This window comes from Mycobacterium sp. pR1184, assembly GCF_041287235.1.
Lineage (GTDB): Bacteria > Actinomycetota > Actinomycetes > Mycobacteriales > Mycobacteriaceae > Mycobacterium.
Map to the genome: position 1 here is coordinate 175,488 of NZ_JBGGKR010000011.1, position 16,856 is coordinate 192,343.

Sequence of the window (16,856 nt, forward strand, 5' to 3'; positions counted from 1 at the left end):
TACTTGATTTCCGGCGTTCGCGGGGGTGGTGGTGGCTGGTTCGGGCTAGTCGGGTAGCTGGGCCTCGGCCGCGGCCAGGCGCGACGACAGCGACCCGTCTATCACCTCGTCGGCGACAGCGATGAGCAGTCCACCCAACAAATCGGCATCGATCTCGAGCTGCACCGTGACCGGATGCCCGTAGATACGGCCGAGAATTTCGGTCAGGCGAGTGCGCTGGCCGTCGCTGAGTTCGGCAGCAGCGCGGACCGCTGCGACGATCTCGCCGCGGCGAGCCACCGCAACCTCGGCGAGGAATTGCGCGGCCTCTTCGGCCTGCTGACCCCTGAGCAGCTCGACGGTCTGAGACAGCAGCGAAACCACGATCGGATTAACCGAACCGCTACTCGAGTCGAGGACCTTGCGCAGCAACTCCTGACGCTTTTCGGCCGGGGTGGAGTAGTCGCCCAACAGAATTCCAAGGCGTGGCTGCGCGTCCAGAATCCGGGAGAACCGGAACAGCTGGTCTTCGACCTCGTCGACCTTGCCGTCGCGCTCGGCCAATTCCAGCAGCGCCTGGCGCGACACGTGCTCGATCGCGTCGACCAGATCGGAGTTGGCCGACCACCGTTCCGAGACGGCAGCACGCAATACGTCGAGGGTGGCATCGCCGACCTTGCCGGAGACCAGCCGCTCGATCAGCCGGACCCGAGGCGCAGCGTCTTCGGCCGGCACCGTGAGGTACCGCGTGACGACGAGCTCTTGGTCCAGCAGGTGACCCACCGCAACAAGTTCGCTGGACAGCGTCGAAAGTCCGGAGTCGTCCAGGTCTTTGGCAATCGTGGTGAATCGGTCCGAGAGGTTGCGCAGCGCCTCGCGGCTCGACGAGCGCATCTTGGTCATCAGCGGGTAGGAGACCTCCGCTGAGGCCGGCGCCATCGCATCGAGTTCGTCCAGGAACCGATCCACGGTCCCCGACTGCTGCGCCGAATCGGCGACGTAGTTCTGCACCAATTCCTTTGCCTGGCGTACGGATTCGTGGCCAAGCTCCAGGCGAAGCTGACGGGTCAGTTGGGCCCTCAGCAGCTCTACCTGGCGAGCACCCTGTCCCGTGATGCGTTCGGCCTCGACTTCGGCCTGCGCGCGCAACTGCTCGGTGATGCGCTGGGCGTCGGACTTGGCTTCTTCGACGACGTGCTCAGCTTCCGACTTCGCGGACTCCACTGCCTTGCTATGGGCGGTAGTGGATTCCGTCAACCGGTCGGCGGCCTTGGCCGCGTCTTCCAATTGCTGGCGCACCGTGTTCTGGCGAGCGGCCATCAAATTGCGTACTGGCGGCACGACATAACGCACCACCAGGAAAACGATGGCGGCGAATCCGATCAGCTGCCCGATAAACGTCGACATTGATAGTTACCTTGTCGCGGCAGTGGTTGTGACGTCGACGCCGAGGATGCGACTGGCCAACGTTGCCGACGTGGTTGCCACGTTGGCACGCAGATCCAATTCCACAGCGTCCCTTTCGCGCTTCAGTTGCTCGGCTGCCGTCTGCACGGTCGAAGCGACCTTTTGCTCGGCTGCAGCGCGCGCGTCCTCGACGACCTTACGACCTTCCGCCCGGGCGTTGTCGCGCAACGACGACGCCTCGACCCGGGCTTCCCTCATGGCGTTCTCGTAATCCGCTTGGGCGGCCTCGAACTGCTCGTTCGCCTTCTTGTTGTCGGTGGCGGTCTTGGCGACCATCGCGTCGCGCTCGCGCAACACCTTCATGACCGGCGGCACCACGAACGTGCCGATGACGGCCAGCACGATCAAGAAGATCGCCAGCACGAAAAAGAAAGTGCCGTTGGGGACGAGGAAGTTGTTGCCTCCCTCGGCTACTAACTGGCTGGACGCCAGAACGCTGCGGCTCGCGTCACCCATCACTGCGAACTAGCCGACGGGGGTGGCGAAGACGAACAGCGCCATGAAGGCCAGGTTGATGAAGTACGCCGCCTCAACCAGACCGACGGTGATGAAGAACGGTGTGAACAACCGGCCTTGCGCCTCCGGCTGACGGGCGATACCCGCAACCAGCGCGTTACCGGCAATACCGTCACCGATACCGGCGCCAATTGCACCGCCGCCCATGATGATTCCACCGCCGATGAGTGCAGCGGCAGCGACTTGGGGGTCCAGGGCCATTCTTATCCTCCTTATAACTGGTAGTTGTCTACCAGGCTTCTGTAATCGTGTGTGGCTCAGGCCGATTCAAAGATGGTCTCAGTCATGGTGATCCTCGATCTCCATGGCTTGGCTGAAGTACAGGATGGTCAGGATCGAGAAGATGAACGCCTGGATCGCGCCGACGAACAGGTCGAACGCCTTCCAGATCGCATTGGGCGCCCACATGATGTAGGGCGGGAACAGCGCGATCAGCGCGACCAGGATGCCGCCGGCGAAGATGTTGCCGAAAAGTCGCAGCGACAACGAGATCGGCTTGGCGAGTTCCTCGACAAGGTTGATCGGCGCCAGGAACGCCACGTGGCCCTTGAGCACCGCAAGCGGATGCCCGACGATGCCGCGGCGCCAGATACCGGCCACGTGGTAACAGACGAATACGAAAAGAGCCAGTGCGAGTACGTAATTGATGTCCGCGGCCGCCGAGCTGAGCAACTCGGTGGTGCGCCCGGATTTGTCGGTGTACTGCAGCGGCAGCACCGAGAGCCAGTTGGAGATCAGAATGAACACGAAGATGGTGACCGCCAGCGGCAGGACGAAGGGCGCGATCCGCATCCCGACGGCCGCCTCGATCTGGTCGCGCATCTGGACGGTGATGGCCTCCCAGAACAACTGAACTCCGCTGGGCACCCCGGTCGAGGTGATCTTCGCGCGCAGATAGAAGGCGAGAGCCAAGACGATCAGAGCAGCGATCCCGGTCGACAGGATCGTGTCGGTGTTGACGGTCAGCCCGAGCCAGGTGGCGTGGGTGTGCTCGCCGACCTCGATTGCGCCCTCGGCCAGGGACCTCGTCTCACTCATCGCTGGTGTTCCCTCTTTCGGTACCTTCGGATGCCGGCTCCGCCCAGTCGCCGGCGCGCAGCTTCTTCCAGACCGGCAGGGCGGTCGAGAGCACCAACACCACCTGGAACAGGGCCAAGCCGAACACCACGCCTAAGCCGGCGGGCCGGAAAATGTAAGCAATGATCAAGCCGATGACGGTGATGATCGCCAGCCGCGTCGCCGAATTCAGCGCCATCGAGCTTTTCATCGGATGTTCTTTCGCCGTTATCGACGCAACCGAGCGACGCACCAGCAGCGCGTTGAGCAAACCCAGCAGCAGTCCGACGCCGAAGAACACTCCGACCATCAGATGCCCCGAGTAAGCGGCGCCAGCTACCGCCACCGCGGTGATCGCAGCGCAAACCACCAGGAGCCGAGACGGATTGAATGCAACAGACGGAAACACCAACGGCGCGTCCTGCGCTGGTGTCGTCACTGCAGCACCTCAATCCGGATTGGTGGAGCGGAAAACTTCCGACCGACTGATCGGTAGCCCGCCGAGCGTATCGCACGTCACAGGGGATTCACTCAAGGGGTATCTCCCTTAGTCGGTCGTCGATCGACACGGTCGGAAAACGATCCGGCGGGCCGACTGGCCGGCAACCCTCAACATTCTTTTTGGGGTTCTACCAGCACCGTACCACAAGGTCAGCGGCACTACTACTGCCCGTCGTAGTCCTCGTCTCGGTAATCGTCGCGGCGGCGCAAGAGCGGGATCACCGTCGCGACGCCGGCAACCACGATGGCGCCCAGCATCACCGCGCCGGTATCGCGCGGGTTGAAGAAGATCGTGCTGGCGGCACCGAACGCGACGATGCCGACCCACAAATAGATGAGCAGTACCACCCGGCGATGCGAATGGCCGATCTGCAGCAACCGATGGTGTAGATGCATCTTGTCGGGGCTGAAGGCGCTGCGGCCCGCGCGGGTGCGCCGCACGATGGCCAGCAGCAGGTCGAGCATCGGCACGAACATCACCGCGACCACCAGTAGGAACGGTGATAGCAGAGCAAAGACGTCTCGGGCGCCGTAGGCATTTTGCGAGATCGGCCCGGCCGCCGTGGTGGACGCGGCAGCAAGCATCAAGCCGATCAGCATCGAGCCGGAGTCGCCCATGAAGATCTTGGCTTTGTGGAAGTTGTGGGGCAGAAAGCCCAGGCAGGCCCCCGCCAGCACGACCGAGATGACGGCCGGCGGATAGAACAGGACGTCGCCGCCGTGGTCACGCAGCAGACCGACCGAGAACACGCAGATCGCCAGCGCGGTGATCAGTCCCAGCCCGGCCGCCAACCCGTCGAGCCCGTCGACGAAGTTCATCGCGTTGACAATCGACACCGTCAGCGCCAGCGTCAGCAGGATCGACGACGCCTGGTCCAGCACGATGGTGCCGACACCCCCGAACGGGATGTACAACACGCTCCATGCGACACCCATCGTCACCAGCACGCTGGCCGCGGTGATCTGGCCTGCGAATTTCGTCAGGGCATCCAGGCCCCAGCGGTCGTCGATGAGTCCGATGCCCATGATCACCGCGCCGGCCACCAGCACCGCTGGCATGCCGGTGGAATAGACGAAACCGCGGGTGAGCGCCGGGAGCTGGGATGCCAGGAACACCGCGGAGAGAACACCGACGAACATCGCCAGCCCGCCCATGCGTGGGGTCGGCGTGACGTGCACATCGCGTTCGCGTGGGTAGGCGACCGCGCCTAACCGAGTGGCCAGCACCCGCACCGGTCCGGTCACGAAGTAGGTGATGATCGCGGCCGTCAACCCGACCAACGCCAGCTCGCGCAGCGGGACCCCGGCGCCACGGTCGGACAGGGCGTGCAGACCGGCGGCAAGGCTGACGAGATTGCTGGCTGGGTCGCTGGCCACCACGAGACCGTACGCCACCTTCCTGAGACCTGAGGTCTCGCTTCATCACCGCCGCGCCGCTAGGCGATCAACCGTCCCGGGTCCATTCCAAGCACTTGCGCGATGCGCTCGACGCTTACCGGGCCGGCGCGCAGCAGGCGCGGAGTCTCGCCGGTGAGGTCAACGATCGTCGAGGCCGCCTGCTGCTGCGAGGGTCCCGCGTCGAGATAGACATCGACGAGATCGCCGAGTTGGTCACGCGCCTCGACGGCGTTCACCGCCGGTGGGCGACCCGAGACGTTGGCGCTGGATACCGCCATCGGCCCGACCTCGCGCAGCAGCTCGATCGCCACCGGGTGCAACGGCATCCTCAGCATCACCGTGCCACGGGCATCCCCGAGGTCCCACTGCAGCGACGGCGCCTGCGCCACAACCAGACTCAGCGCACCGGGCCAGAAGGCGCGGATCAGTTCGCGGGCCCCGTCCGGCATCGTGTAGACCAGGCCCTCGATGGTGTGCCACGAACCCACCAGCACGCCGACCGGCATGTCGCGCCCGCGGCCCTTCGCCGCCAGCAGCGCGGCCACCGCAGTGTTGTCGAAGGCGTCGGCACCGATGCCGTACACGGTGTCGGTCGGCATCACGACGAGTCGGCCACCCTTGAGCGCTCCGACAGCCGAGCTGATTCCAGCCGAACGTTGTTCGGGCTCAGCACAATTGAACACCTCAGCCACGGGCGCTCCTACAGGCGGTCACGAATCTTGGCCGGCCGGTGAGATCTTGCCGTGCCCGGACGTCTTCGAAAAGCCCTGTGCACTCCATCAATTCGACTGTCCGTGACGAGGTGGTGTCGTCGTGCTCGACGGCGAATACGCCGCCGGGACGCAGCCAGCGTCCGGCGAGACCCACCACCGCATCGATCACCGCCATGCCGTCCGGGCCACCGAACACGGCGTGCGCCGGATCATGCTGGGCGACTTCGGGATCCAACGCAACACCATCCGGTACGTACGGCGGGTTGGCCACGACCAGGTCGGCTCGTCCGTCCAGCTCGGGCAACAGGCCGTGCGTGGTGACGTCGGCGCGGACCAACTCGACCGCGGTGCCCTCGACGTTACGGCGGGCATAGTCCAGGGCCGCATCGGAATCGTCGATGGCGATCACCCGCGCCGCCGGCCGATGCCGGGCCAGTGCCACCGCCAACGCACCTGATCCCGTGCACAAATCGACGATCATCGGCGCTGGGCTGAGGCGTTGCGCGAGGGCCCACTCCAAGATGGCCTCGGTCTCCGGGCGCGGGATGAACACGCCGGGGCCGACGTGCAGCATGACCGGCCCGAACGCCGCGGTCCCGGTGAGATGCTGCAACGGCACCCGCCGCGAGCGGGCGGCGACGATGTCGTGGTATTGCACCAGAAAGTCGTCGTCGATCGACTCGATCAAGGTCAGCCGACCGCGCTCGGCACCTGCCACATGAGCGGCCAATTCCTCGGCATCCCAACGCGCAGAATCGATTCCGGCTTCGGCGAGCACCGCCGCAGCAGAGTCGATTGCGCGCCGCAGGCCGGTCATGCCTGTTGCAACCGGGCCTGTTTGTCGGCGGCGCTCAATGCGTCGAACAACGCATCAAGGTCACCGTCGAGAACCTGGTCGAGATTGTGTGACTTGAACCCGATTCGGTGATCGGTGATCCGGTTCTCCGGGTAGTTGTAGGTGCGAATCCGTTCGCTGCGATCCACGGTGCGGATCTGGCTGGCCCGGTCCGCCGACGCGTCGGCTTGGGCCTGCTCCTCGGCGAGTGCCTGCAACCGGGCTGCCAGCACCTGCATCGCCCGGATCTTGTTCTGCAGCTGCGATCGCTCGTTCTGGCAGGTGACGACAATTCCGGTGGGCAGGTGGGTGATTCGCACCGCCGAGTCGGTGGTGTTGACGCCCTGCCCGCCCTTGCCGGAGGACCGGTAGACGTCGATGCGCAGATCCGACTCATCGATCTGCACCGCGCCGACTTCCTCGGGCTCGGGGTAGATCAGCACGCCGGCCGCCGAAGTGTGCACGCGACCTTGGGATTCCGTCACGGGGACGCGTTGCACGCGATGCACCCCGCCCTCGAACTTCAGCCGCGACCACACCCCTTCGGCCGAGTCGCCCTTGCTGGCGATCGTCAGCGTCGCGTCCTTGTAGCCGCCCAGGTCGGAGGTGGTTTCGTCCAGCATCGTCACCGTCCAGCCGTGCCGTTCGGCGTAGCGGATGTACATCCGGGCCAGGTCGGCAGCGAACAGCGCCGATTCCTCGCCGCCTTCACCGGATTTGACCTCGAGCACGACGTCGTCGGCATCATGCGGATCGCGCGGCGCCAGCATGTCGGTGAGCTGGGTGTCCAGTTCGGCCACCCGCGCTTCCAGTTCGACGACCTCGTCGGCGAACGAATCGTCGTCGGCGGCCAGTTCGCGGGCGGTCTCCAGATCGTCGCGCGCCGACTCCAGCTTGCGATGCGTGGCGACGATCGGGGCCAGCCGGGCGAATCGACGGCCGGCCTTGCGTGCCTCGTCGGGATTGCTGTGCAACTCGGGGTCTGCCAGTCGCCGCTCCAGTTCGGCGTGCTCGGCTAGCAGCACGTCAATCGTCTGTACGGGCTGCGTCATCTCACACCTCCTCCCCCGGTACCAGCGAGCTTATTTGCCGCAAACGCGAACCGACGCCCGGCCTGCGCAGTTTCGTGCACAGTTCGGGCGTCGGTAAGGCAGCTATTTGTCGGCCGATTCGGCCTTGTCGGCTCCACCCTTGCGCTTTCCGTAGCGCTTTTCGAAGCGCGCCACGCGGCCACCGCTGTCCAGGATCTTCTGCTTGCCGGTGTAAAACGGGTGGCACTGCGAGCAAACCTCGACGGTGATGTGACCACCGTCTTTGGTGCTACGCGTCTGGAACGTGTTACCGCAACCGCAGAGCACGGTGGTCTCAGCGTAGGCGGGATGAATGTCAGCTTTCATGATGTCCTCTTCGATCGTTGTCGCCCCGGCGCGAACTCCTGCGACCTGAACTGGTCCTCGGGGGTAGTCGACCGTCGATTATGCCAGGTCAACCTACATCAGCCCAAACAGCGAGATACGCCCGCGCATTCCCGCCGGCTGTTACGCCGACACGGTAACCGCTAGTCGTTGTCCATGTTTCCCGGTGTCGTCTTGGACACCTGGACCAGGAATTCGTAGTTGGTCTTGGTCTTGCGCAGCTGCGACATCAGCAGGTCGATGGCCTGGTGCGAGTCCAGACCGGACAGCACGCGGCGCAGTTTGTGCACAATGCCGAACTCGTCGGGCGAGAGCAACAGCTCGTCCTTGCGTGTACCGGACGGGTTGACGTCGACCGCCGGGAACACCCGGCGCTCGGAGATCTTGCGGTCCAGCTTGAGCTCGGCGTTACCGGTGCCCTTGAACTCCTCGAAGATGACCGTGTCACCGGTGGACCCGGTCTCGACCATCGCGGTGGCGATGATGGTCAGCGATCCGCCTTCTTCGATGTTGCGCGCCGCGCCGAGGAAGCGTTTCGGCGGGTACAGCGCCGTGGAGTCGACACCACCGGACAGGATCCGGCCCGACGCCGGTGACGCGTTGTTGTACGCGCGGCCCAGGCGGGTGATCGAGTCCAGCAGCACCACGACGTCCTTGCCCTGCTCGACGAGCCGCTTGGCGCGTTCGATGGCCAGCTCGGCGACCGACGTGTGGTCTGACGGCGGCCGGTCGAAGGTCGAGGCGATGACCTCGCCCTTCACCGAGCGTGTCATGTCGGTGACCTCTTCAGGTCGCTCGTCGACGAGCACGACCATCAGGTGGCATTCCGGGTTGTTCTGGGTGATCGCGTTGGCGATGTCCTGCAGGATCGTGGTCTTACCGGCCTTGGGGGGCGACACGATCAGGGCACGCTGACCCTTACCGATCGGCATGATCAGATCGATGACCCGCGTGGTCAGCCGGTCGGGAGTGGTTTCCAGCCGCAGCCGCTGGTTGGGGTAGAGCGGCGTCAACTTCTGGAAATCGGGCCGCTTCCTGACGTCTTCGACCGGTCCACCGTTGACGCTGTCCAAGCGAACCAGCGGATTGAATTTCTGCCGCTGGTTGGGCTGTTCGCCCTCTTTGGGCACCCGCACCGCGCCGGTCACGGCGTCACCGCGGCGCAGGCCGTTCTTGCGCACCATATTCATCGACACGTAGACGTCGTGCGGGCCGGCCAGATATCCGGAAGTGCGCACGAAGGCGTAATTGTCGAGGACGTCAAGAATGCCGGCTACCGGTTGAACGACGTCGTCCTCGCGCAGCTCGGCCTCGCCGCCGCCCTCGCCGGTGCGCTCACCGCGACGCCGGCGGTCACGGAACCGGCGGCCGCGCCGGCCCCCACGGCCCTCGCCATCGTCGTCCTGCTGATTCGAGGCACCGCGGCCTTGTTGGCCACCCGAGCCTTGATCGGTGTTCTGGTCGCCCGAATCCGATCCGCGGTCGTCGTTCTTGGATTCCTTGTGGCCTTGGCCTTGGCCGCCGTCGCGCTTGTCGCCTTGGCCGCCGTCGCGCTTGGCGGCTTGGCCGCCGTCGCGCTTGTCGGCCTCGCGAGGAGCGGTGCCGTTGCGGCTCTCCGAGCCCTCACCGTCCGCCTCGTCGGCGGCGCGGGGGGCCGATCCCGCTTCGCGGGAGGCGCCGCGCCGTTCCCGGCGCTGGCTGCCTTCGTTCGCCGAATCCTTCTGTTCCCCTTGGGCAGTCGGTTCTTCGGCGGCAGTTTTCTCTTGGTTCTTGTCCTGTTCGGACTTGCCGGTGTCCTCGGACGGGGTGGCGGCGGATTTGCCGTTGGTCTGTCCCCTGATTTCCTTGATCGCGGCAATGAGTTCGTTCTTACGCATACCCGACGTGCCCTTGACGCCGGCCTGATTAGCCAGCGCACGCAGCTCGGGCAGCACCATGGTGGACAGGGAGCCGGCCGAAACGTTGGTTTTCACGTCCGGAGTGTCGGTGGTCACGGCGTTCGGCAGCTGATTGCTGTCCGTACTTTCGTCAGCCGTGAACAGGTCCGTATCAGTCACGGATTTCCTTTCTTTCCCTCGCTGATCACGTCATACGAGGGGTTCGTCGCATTCAGCCAAATTGCCGAGTGCACCCAATCATCGACTCTGCAACGGTGATCGCCTGGGATGGCGGAGAAAACGGCGAACCTCGTCCACGAGAAGAATTGGTGTTATCCCAGCGGCAAGGCAGTATGTATGCAGATGCAGATGCTGCGATTGCTGGACGATGCCGAGGATAACCCGCATCTGTGCTCGAAGCAAGCAAACCCTCCGGTGAGCCTGTGGATTAACCAGCGACTGTGACGCCCGGGCTCCAGCGAGCCCCTTCGCCGACCGTCATCTCGGTGATGGTGAATCCGTTGGCAACGCCGCAGTCCAACGCCTCGGCAGGCAACTCCGACTCGGTGGTCAATGCGATAACCGATGGACCCGCCCCAGAAAGCGTCGCCGACACTTTAAGACGCCGCAGCAGCCGCAGATATTCCGCCGACGCCGGCATGGCCGGGGCCCGTTGCGGCTGATGAAGGACGTCTTCGGTGGCCGCCATCAGCAGATCGGGGCGTTGGGTCAGCGCCACCACCAGCAACGCGGCACGGCTGACGTTGAAGCGCGCGTCCTCGTGGCTGACCTGGTTAGGGAGCAGGACCCGCGTCTCGGCGGTCGACGACCGCTCCTCCGGGATCGCGCAGAACAGGCGGATATCGGGGTGCAGTACCAGCGGGACAGCCGCGTAAGCCGGCGCGTCGTCGGCCCGCTCGGTCCACGAAACCACCGCGCCGCCCAGCACCGCGGCTGCGGCGTTGTCGGGGTGACCCTCGAACTCCGAGGACAGCTGGATCAGCTGAGCCTCGCTGAATGGGGTGGAATCAGTTTGCGCGACAAGGCCATTGACCGCGGCAAGACCACTGACCACAGCCGCTGCGGACGAACCGAGGCCGCGAGAATGCGGGATGGCGTTGCGACAGCGCACCACCAGGCCGGGCGCACGGACGCCGGCGGCCTGTAGCCCGCGCTCGATGGCGCGCACCACCAGGTGCTCGGGCCCCAGCGGCACCTGGCCGGCGCCCTCTCCCTCGACCTCGACGACCAAGCCGGAATCGGTTGTCTCCAGCACGATCTCGTCGTACAGACTCAAGGCGAGACCGATGCTGTCGAAACCCGGGCCGAGATTGGCGCTGGACGCCGACACCACGGCGCTGGCCACCAGCCCGGCGGGCAGCAGCTGATTCACGACTAGGCCAGCCCGAGCTTCTCGACGACGAGTACAGGATCCACCGGCAGCGGAGAAACGCTCGGCATATCCTTCAGCGCCGTGTCGGGGTCCTTCAGACCGTTGCCGGTGACCGTGCACACCACGGTCGACCCGCGGGGCACCCAGCCGTCTTCGACAGACTTGAGCAGGCCCGCGATGCTGGCCGCCGAGGCGGGCTCGACGAACACGCCCTCGGATTCGGCCACCAGGTGGTAGGCCGCCAGGATCTCCTCGTCGGTCGCTGCCAGGAAGCGTCCATTCGATTGCTCCTGAGCCGCAACGGCGGCCGTCCACGATGCCGGCGAACCGATCCGGATCGCGGTGGCGATGGTCTCGGGGTTCTTGACGGGTTTGCCGTGCACCAGCGGCGCCGCTCCGGCGGCCTGGGTGCCCAGCATGCGGGGCAGCTTCTCGAACACGCCGTCCTGGTGGTACTCGGTGTAGCCCTTCCAGTACGCGGTGATGTTCCCGGCGTTGCCGACGGGCAGTGAGTGGATGTCCGGCGCGGTGCCCAGCGCGTCCACGATCTCGAACGCCGCCGTCTTCTGACCCTCGATACGCACCGGGTTGACCGAGTTGACCAACGAGATTGTCGGGAAGTCGGCGGCCATCTTGCGGGCCAGCTCCAGGCAATCGTCGAAGTTGCCGTCGATCTGAATGATCTTGGCGCCGTGCATAACCGCCTGCGCGAGCTTGCCCATCGCGATCTTGCCCTGGGGTATCAGGACCGCGCAGGTGATGCCGGCGCGCGCCGCATATGCCGCCGCCGAGGCCGAGGTGTTTCCGGTCGATGCACACAACACGGCCTGCTGTCCGCGCGCCACGGCGTCGGTGACCGCCATCGTCATGCCCCGGTCCTTGAACGAGCCGGTGGGGTTGAGCCCCTCCACCTTCAAGTGGACCGTGCAACCGGTCTGCTGCGACAGCCGGGTGGCCGGGATCAACGGGGTGCCGCCCTCGAGCAGGGTGATCGCCGTCCAGTCCGCGCCGACCGGCAACCGGTCGCGGTAAGCGGCGATCAGGCCCGGCCACGGTTTGTGCACGGCGGTTCGAGGCGTGCTCATATGCTGGTTCCTTCCAGTCTCAGCACGCTTGCCACACTCTGCACGACGTCCAAATCGGCTAGCGCATCAACGGTTTCCGATAGTGCGGCATCGGTGGCACTGTGCGTGACCACCACGATGCGGGCTCCCACCCGTCGCCCACCCTCGTCCGCGACGCCTTCCTGACGGACCTCGGCGATGCTGACCTCGCGCTTGGCGAATTCGGCTGCCACCGAGGACAACACACCGGGCTTGTCCGCGACGTTCATGCTGACGTAGTAGCGCGTGGAGATGAAACCCATAGGTGCAACGGGCAATTGGGCGTATTTCGATTCTTTCGGCCCGCGACTGCCCAGCACCCGGTTGCGCGCGGCCATCACCAGGTCACCGGTCACCGCGGATGCGGTCGGCGCACCGCCGGCCCCCTGGCCGTAGAACATCAGCCGACCCGCCGCCTCGGCTTCCACCACCACCGCATTGAACGCGCCGTTGACGGTGGCCAGCGGATGCTCGAGCGGCACCAGCGCGGGATAGACGCGCGCCGAGACCCGTTGCTGGCCATCGTCGGTCGTGATGCGCTCGCAGATCGACAGCAGCTTGATCGTGCAACCCAGCGCATGCGCGGACGCGAAGTCAGCCGGAGTGATCTTGGTGATGCCTTCGCGATAGACGTCGTCGGCGGTCACCCGGGTGTGGAAGGCGATGGACGCCAGGATCGCGGCCTTGGCCGCCGCGTCGTAGCCTTCGACGTCCGCGGTGGGATCGGCTTCCGCATAGCCCAGCGCACTGGCGTCGGCCAACGCGCTGTCGTAGTCGGTTCCGGTGCTGTCCATCGCGGAAAGGATGTAGTTGGTGGTGCCGTTGACGATGCCGGCCACCCGGACCACCGTGTCACCGGCCAACGACTGGGTGAGCGGACGGATCACCGGGATCGCGCCCGCGACCGCCGCCTCGAAATACAAGTCGACATGCGCGTTTTCGGCTGCCTGTGCCAGTTCACCGGTCGAGGTGGCCAACAGTGCCTTGTTGGCAGTCACGACCGACTTGCCGTGCTCGAGCGCGGCCAGGATTGCCTTGCGCGACGGCTCGACCGGCCCCATCAACTCCACGACGATGTCGACGTCTTCCCGCGAGACCAGCTCTTCGATGTTGTCGGTGAGCAGTTCGACGGGCACACCGCGGTCGTCCGCGACGCGCCGTACCCCGATGCCGCGCAGCGCAAGAGGGGCACCGACCCGGGCCGCGAGATCGTCCGCGCTCTCCTCGATGATGCGGACCACTTCGCTGCCGACGTTGCCCAACCCGAGTACCGCTACGCCGACCGGCTTTGCATTACCCGACACAGTCACCTCACTTCCAGACTCAACAGATCGTCGACCGTCTCGCGGCGCAGGATCAGGCGGGCCCGCCCATCGCGAACCGCGACCACGGCAGGCCGGCAGATCATGTTGTAGCGGCTCGACAGCGAATAGCAGTAGGCGCCGGTCGCAGCCACCCCGAGCAGGTCCCCCGGCCCCAGGTCGCCGGGAACCCAGGCATCGCGCACCACGATATCGCCGCTCTCGCAGTGCTTTCCGACGATGCGGGCCAGCGTCGCCGGTGCGTCGCTGACTCTGGACACCAGCCGGGCGTCATACTGCGCGTCGTAAAGCGCGGTGCGGATGTTGTCGCTCATGCCGCCGTCGACGCTGACATAGCGCCGGATAGCCGTCGTGCTGACCTCGACGTCCTTGACGGTGCCGACCTCGTAGAGCGTGATGGTCCCCGGTCCGGCGATGGCCCGTCCTGGCTCGACCACCAGCCGGGGCGTGGGCAGACCCACGGCCGCGGCCTCGTTGCTGATGATCGCGCTCAGCTTGGCCGCGAGTTCGGACATCGGCGGCGGGTCGTCGGAGGCCAGGTACGAAATGCCCAGGCCGCCACCGAGATCAACGGTGGATATCTGCGCGGTCTTCTCGACCCCGAACGCGGCGACGACCTGCTGCAGCAGGCCGAGGACGCGGCGTGCGGCCAGCTCGAATCCTGCTACGTCGAAGATCTGCGAACCGATGTGGCTGTGCAGGCCGACCAGCCGCAGGTGATCGGTCGCGAACACCCGCTCCACCGCAGCCATCGCCGCGCCGCCGGCGACCGACAGGCCGAACTTCTGGTCCTCGTGCGCGGTGGAGATGAACTCGTGGGTGTGTGCCTCGACGCCGACCGTGAGTCGCACGAAGACGTCCTGAACGACGCCGGCCTCCCCCGCGATGGTTTCGAGGCGCTCGATTTCGGTCATCGAGTCCACGACGATGTGGCCCACACCGGCTTTGACCGCGGTCGACAACTCGGCGACGGATTTGTTGTTGCCGTGCAGGGTAATTCGCTCCGGCGGGAAGTCGGCGTGCAGCGCGACGGCCAGTTCCCCGCCGGTACACACGTCGAGGCAGAGGCCCTCTTCGTCGATCCAGCGCGCAATCTCGGTGCACAGGAACGCCTTCGCGGCGTAGTGGACATTGGCGCCGCCGCCGAACGCCGACGCGATCTCTGCGCAGCGGGAGCGGAAGTCGTCCTCGTCGATGACGAACAGCGGAGTTCCGTACTCCTGGGCCAGCTCGGTCACCGGGACTCCGGCGATGACGGCCACTCCGGCGTCGTTGCGAACCATGTTGTGCGGCCAGACATTCGGAGCCAATGCCAGCAGCTCCTCCGGAGACTGCGGCCGGGGCGGGCTGTCCGCGTGACGGACTTCTTCGGCATGCCGGGGACCGGCGGGATGAACGTTCACATTCTCTCCGGGGCGCTGACGCCGAGTATCGCCAGTCCATTGGCGATGACCTGTCGGGTGGCCTGGCACAGCGCCAGCCGGGCGATGTGCAGGTCCGTGGGTTGTTCGTCGCCCTGGGGCAATACCCGGCACGAGTCGTAGAAGCGATGGTAGTCACCGGCAAGGTCTTCCAGGTAACGGCAGATCCGGTGTGGTTCGCGCAGCGACGCCGCGGTGTTGAGCACTCGGGGAAACTCGCCGATGGTGCGCAGCAGCGCACCCTCCTTGTCGTGGCTGAGCAATTCGAGATGCCCGGTATCGGGAATCAGGCCGAGCTCGGCGGCGTTGCGGGCCAGCGCCGAGAGCCGGGCATGCGCGTATTGCACGTAATAGACCGGGTTTTCATTCGACGCCGAGGACCACAGCGCGAGATCGATGTCGATCGCGGTGTCCACCGAGGAGCGGATCAGGCTGTAGCGAGCGGCGTCGACGCCAAGCGCGTCCACCAGGTCGTCGAGCGTGATCACGGTGCCGGCCCGCTTGCTCATCCGCACCGGCTGGCCGTCGCGCACCAGGTTGACCATCTGCCCGATCAGCACCTCGACGGTAGCGGGGTCGTCACCGAACGCAGCCGCCGCGGCCTTGAGCCGCGCGATGTAGCCGTGGTGGTCGGCACCGAGCATGTAGATACACAAGTCGAAGCCGCGTTGGCGCTTGTCCAGGTAGTACGCGATGTCCCCGGCGATATAGGCGGGTTTGCCGTCGCTCTTGATTACGACGCGGTCCTTGTCGTCACCAAAAGCGCTGCTGCGCAACCAACTTGCGCCATCCTTGTCATAGATGTTGCCGGCCTCGCGCAGCCGGGCGATGGCCTCGTCGACGCGTCCGCTGGTGTGCATCGAGTCTTCGTGGGTGTACACATCGAAGTCGGTGCCGAATTCGTGCAGCGTCTCCTTGATGTGGGCGAACATCAGGTCGACGCCGATCGCGCGGAAGGTCTCGTGCATCTCGGCGTCGGGCAGGCTCAGCGCGTCAGGCGCCTTCTGCAGTACCTGCGCGGCGATGTCGTTGATGTAGCTGCCGGCGTAGCCGTCCTGCGGCGTGGGTTCGCCCTTGGCCGCGGCGATCAGCGAGTTGGCGAAGCGGTCGATCTGCGCGCCGTGGTCGTTGAAGTAGTACTCGCGCGTGACGTCGGCGCCCTGCGTGGACAGGAGCCGGCCCAGCGCATCGCCGACGGCCGCCCAGCGGGTGCCGCCGATGTGGATCGGTCCGGTCGGGTTGGCCGAGACGAACTCCAGATTGATCTTGGTGCCGGCCAGCGTGTCGGAGTAGCCGTAGCGGTCGCCGGCGTCGATCACGTCGTTGACGACCTTGGCCTGGGCCGACGCCTCGAGGCGCAGGTTGATGAAGCCCGGTCCGGCCACTTCCGCCGAGGAGACGCCGTCGGCGGCGGCCAGCGCCTCGGCCAGCCATCCGGCCAGTTCACGCGGGTTCGCACCGACCTTCTTGCCCAGCTGCATCGCCAGGTTGCTCGCGTAATCGCCGTGTTCCGGATTGCGTGGCCGCTCGACCGTGACCGTTGCCGGCAGCGCCGACACGTCAAGGCCATGCTCGGCGAGCACCGCGGACGCGGTGACTTTGAGCAGCTCAGCCAGGTCAGCGGGGGTCACGAGCGTCCATCCTATTGGTTAGCGTGCCTACGCCCCGAATCCATTGCGATGTCAGCTCGGCCACCCGGATGCGTTAGTCTGTCTGGGCCCATTGGCGCAGTATGTATCTCGTGCGCCCCCGTAGCTCAGGGGATAGAGCGTCTGCCTCCGGAGCAGAAGGCCGCAGGTTCGAATCCTGCCGGGGGCACTGCTGGAGAATTGAGAACTTGCAGGTCAGACAGTGTGTCGG

The 16,856-nt window shown here is 65.7% G+C and carries 16 protein-coding genes and 1 tRNA gene; 1 reads left to right on the top strand and 16 read right to left on the bottom strand.

All coding sequences use genetic code 11. The features are described 5' to 3' along the window. Positions 1-45: 45 nt before the first annotated feature. From ACAG21_RS19950 to argS, 16 genes are all read right to left on the bottom strand, one after another. Entirely contained in the window at positions 46-1,386 is a 1,341-nt protein-coding gene (locus ACAG21_RS19950) for a F0F1 ATP synthase subunit B/delta (protein WP_370497980.1), read from the bottom strand. 6 nt (positions 1,387-1,392) lie between these two features. After that, positions 1,393-1,902, bottom strand: a complete 510-nt coding sequence (locus tag ACAG21_RS19955; RefSeq protein WP_370497981.1) for a F0F1 ATP synthase subunit B — start codon at positions 1,900-1,902, stop codon at positions 1,393-1,395. Between the two features lie 9 nt (positions 1,903-1,911). Continuing rightward, positions 1,912-2,157: a F0F1 ATP synthase subunit C gene (locus tag ACAG21_RS19960; protein WP_090609504.1), complete on the bottom strand. Its 246-nt coding sequence runs from the start codon at positions 2,155-2,157 to the stop codon at positions 1,912-1,914. Between the two features lie 84 nt (positions 2,158-2,241). Continuing rightward, positions 2,242-3,000, bottom strand: coding sequence for a F0F1 ATP synthase subunit A (gene atpB, locus ACAG21_RS19965; RefSeq protein ID WP_370497982.1), 759 nt, complete (start codon positions 2,998-3,000; stop codon positions 2,242-2,244). Then, positions 2,993-3,457 carry an ATP synthase subunit I gene (locus ACAG21_RS19970; protein WP_370497983.1) on the bottom strand — a complete coding sequence of 155 codons (465 nt, stop codon included), beginning with the start codon at positions 3,455-3,457 and terminating at the stop codon, positions 2,993-2,995. The genes atpB and ACAG21_RS19970 overlap by 8 nt, the downstream gene beginning before the upstream one ends. Before the next feature lie 224 nt (positions 3,458-3,681). Continuing rightward, positions 3,682-4,914: a glycosyltransferase family 4 protein gene (locus ACAG21_RS19975; RefSeq protein ID WP_370497984.1), complete on the bottom strand. Its 1,233-nt coding sequence runs from the start codon at positions 4,912-4,914 to the stop codon at positions 3,682-3,684. Positions 4,915-4,955: 41 nt separating this feature from the next. Further along, a complete protein-coding gene (locus ACAG21_RS19980; RefSeq protein WP_370497986.1) occupies positions 4,956-5,609 on the bottom strand; it encodes an L-threonylcarbamoyladenylate synthase in 654 nt (217 codons plus the stop codon). Next, complete coding sequence (prmC, locus tag ACAG21_RS19985) at positions 5,602-6,447, bottom strand: peptide chain release factor N(5)-glutamine methyltransferase (RefSeq protein ID WP_370497987.1); 846 nt, start codon at positions 6,445-6,447, stop codon at positions 5,602-5,604. Before prmC ends, ACAG21_RS19980 begins: the two co-directional genes overlap by 8 nt. Further along, on the bottom strand, positions 6,444-7,517 hold the full coding sequence (gene prfA / locus ACAG21_RS19990; protein ID WP_370497988.1) for a peptide chain release factor 1: 1,074 nt from the start codon (positions 7,515-7,517) through the stop codon (positions 6,444-6,446). The genes prmC and prfA overlap by 4 nt, the downstream gene beginning before the upstream one ends. Before the next feature lie 102 nt (positions 7,518-7,619). Then, on the bottom strand, positions 7,620-7,862 hold the full coding sequence (gene rpmE / locus ACAG21_RS19995) for a 50S ribosomal protein L31 (RefSeq protein ID WP_370497989.1): 243 nt from the start codon (positions 7,860-7,862) through the stop codon (positions 7,620-7,622). A 161-nt stretch (positions 7,863-8,023) separates the two neighbouring features. After that, positions 8,024-9,937: a transcription termination factor Rho gene (rho, locus tag ACAG21_RS20000; RefSeq protein ID WP_370497990.1), complete on the bottom strand. Its 1,914-nt coding sequence runs from the start codon at positions 9,935-9,937 to the stop codon at positions 8,024-8,026. Positions 9,938-10,205: 268 nt separating this feature from the next. Further along, on the bottom strand, positions 10,206-11,141 hold the full coding sequence (thrB, locus tag ACAG21_RS20005) for a homoserine kinase (RefSeq protein WP_370498035.1): 936 nt from the start codon (positions 11,139-11,141) through the stop codon (positions 10,206-10,208). A gap of 11 nt (positions 11,142-11,152) precedes the next feature. Next, entirely contained in the window at positions 11,153-12,235 is a 1,083-nt protein-coding gene (thrC, locus tag ACAG21_RS20010; RefSeq protein ID WP_370497991.1) for a threonine synthase, read from the bottom strand. Continuing rightward, positions 12,232-13,557 carry a homoserine dehydrogenase gene (locus tag ACAG21_RS20015; RefSeq protein ID WP_096289574.1) on the bottom strand — a complete coding sequence of 442 codons (1,326 nt, stop codon included), beginning with the start codon at positions 13,555-13,557 and terminating at the stop codon, positions 12,232-12,234. The genes thrC and ACAG21_RS20015 overlap by 4 nt, the downstream gene beginning before the upstream one ends. 2 nt (positions 13,558-13,559) lie before the next feature. After that, entirely contained in the window at positions 13,560-14,978 is a 1,419-nt protein-coding gene (lysA, locus tag ACAG21_RS20020) for a diaminopimelate decarboxylase (RefSeq protein WP_370497992.1), read from the bottom strand. Next, positions 14,975-16,627, bottom strand: a complete 1,653-nt coding sequence (gene argS / locus ACAG21_RS20025) for an arginine--tRNA ligase (RefSeq protein WP_370497993.1) — start codon at positions 16,625-16,627, stop codon at positions 14,975-14,977. Before argS ends, lysA begins: the two co-directional genes overlap by 4 nt. A gap of 114 nt (positions 16,628-16,741) precedes the next feature. Here argS and ACAG21_RS20030 point away from each other — a divergent pair. Next, positions 16,742-16,814, top strand: a tRNA-Arg gene (locus ACAG21_RS20030). The last annotated feature ends 42 nt before the right edge of the window (positions 16,815-16,856 follow it).

Coding starts and splice junctions, on each gene's coding strand:
- ACAG21_RS19950 (WP_370497980.1), bottom strand. CDS start 1,386: ATGTCGACGTTTATCGGGCAGCTGATCGGATTCGCCGCCATCGTTTTC.
- ACAG21_RS19955 (WP_370497981.1), bottom strand. CDS start 1,902: ATGGGTGACGCGAGCCGCAGCGTTCTGGCGTCCAGCCAGTTAGTAGCC.
- atpB (WP_370497982.1), bottom strand. CDS start 3,000: ATGAGTGAGACGAGGTCCCTGGCCGAGGGCGCAATCGAGGTCGGCGAG.
- prmC (WP_370497987.1), bottom strand. CDS start 6,447: ATGACCGGCCTGCGGCGCGCAATCGACTCTGCTGCGGCGGTGCTCGCC.
- prfA (WP_370497988.1), bottom strand. CDS start 7,517: ATGACGCAGCCCGTACAGACGATTGACGTGCTGCTAGCCGAGCACGCC.
- rpmE (WP_370497989.1), bottom strand. CDS start 7,862: ATGAAAGCTGACATTCATCCCGCCTACGCTGAGACCACCGTGCTCTGC.
- thrC (WP_370497991.1), bottom strand. CDS start 12,235: ATGAGCACGCCTCGAACCGCCGTGCACAAACCGTGGCCGGGCCTGATC.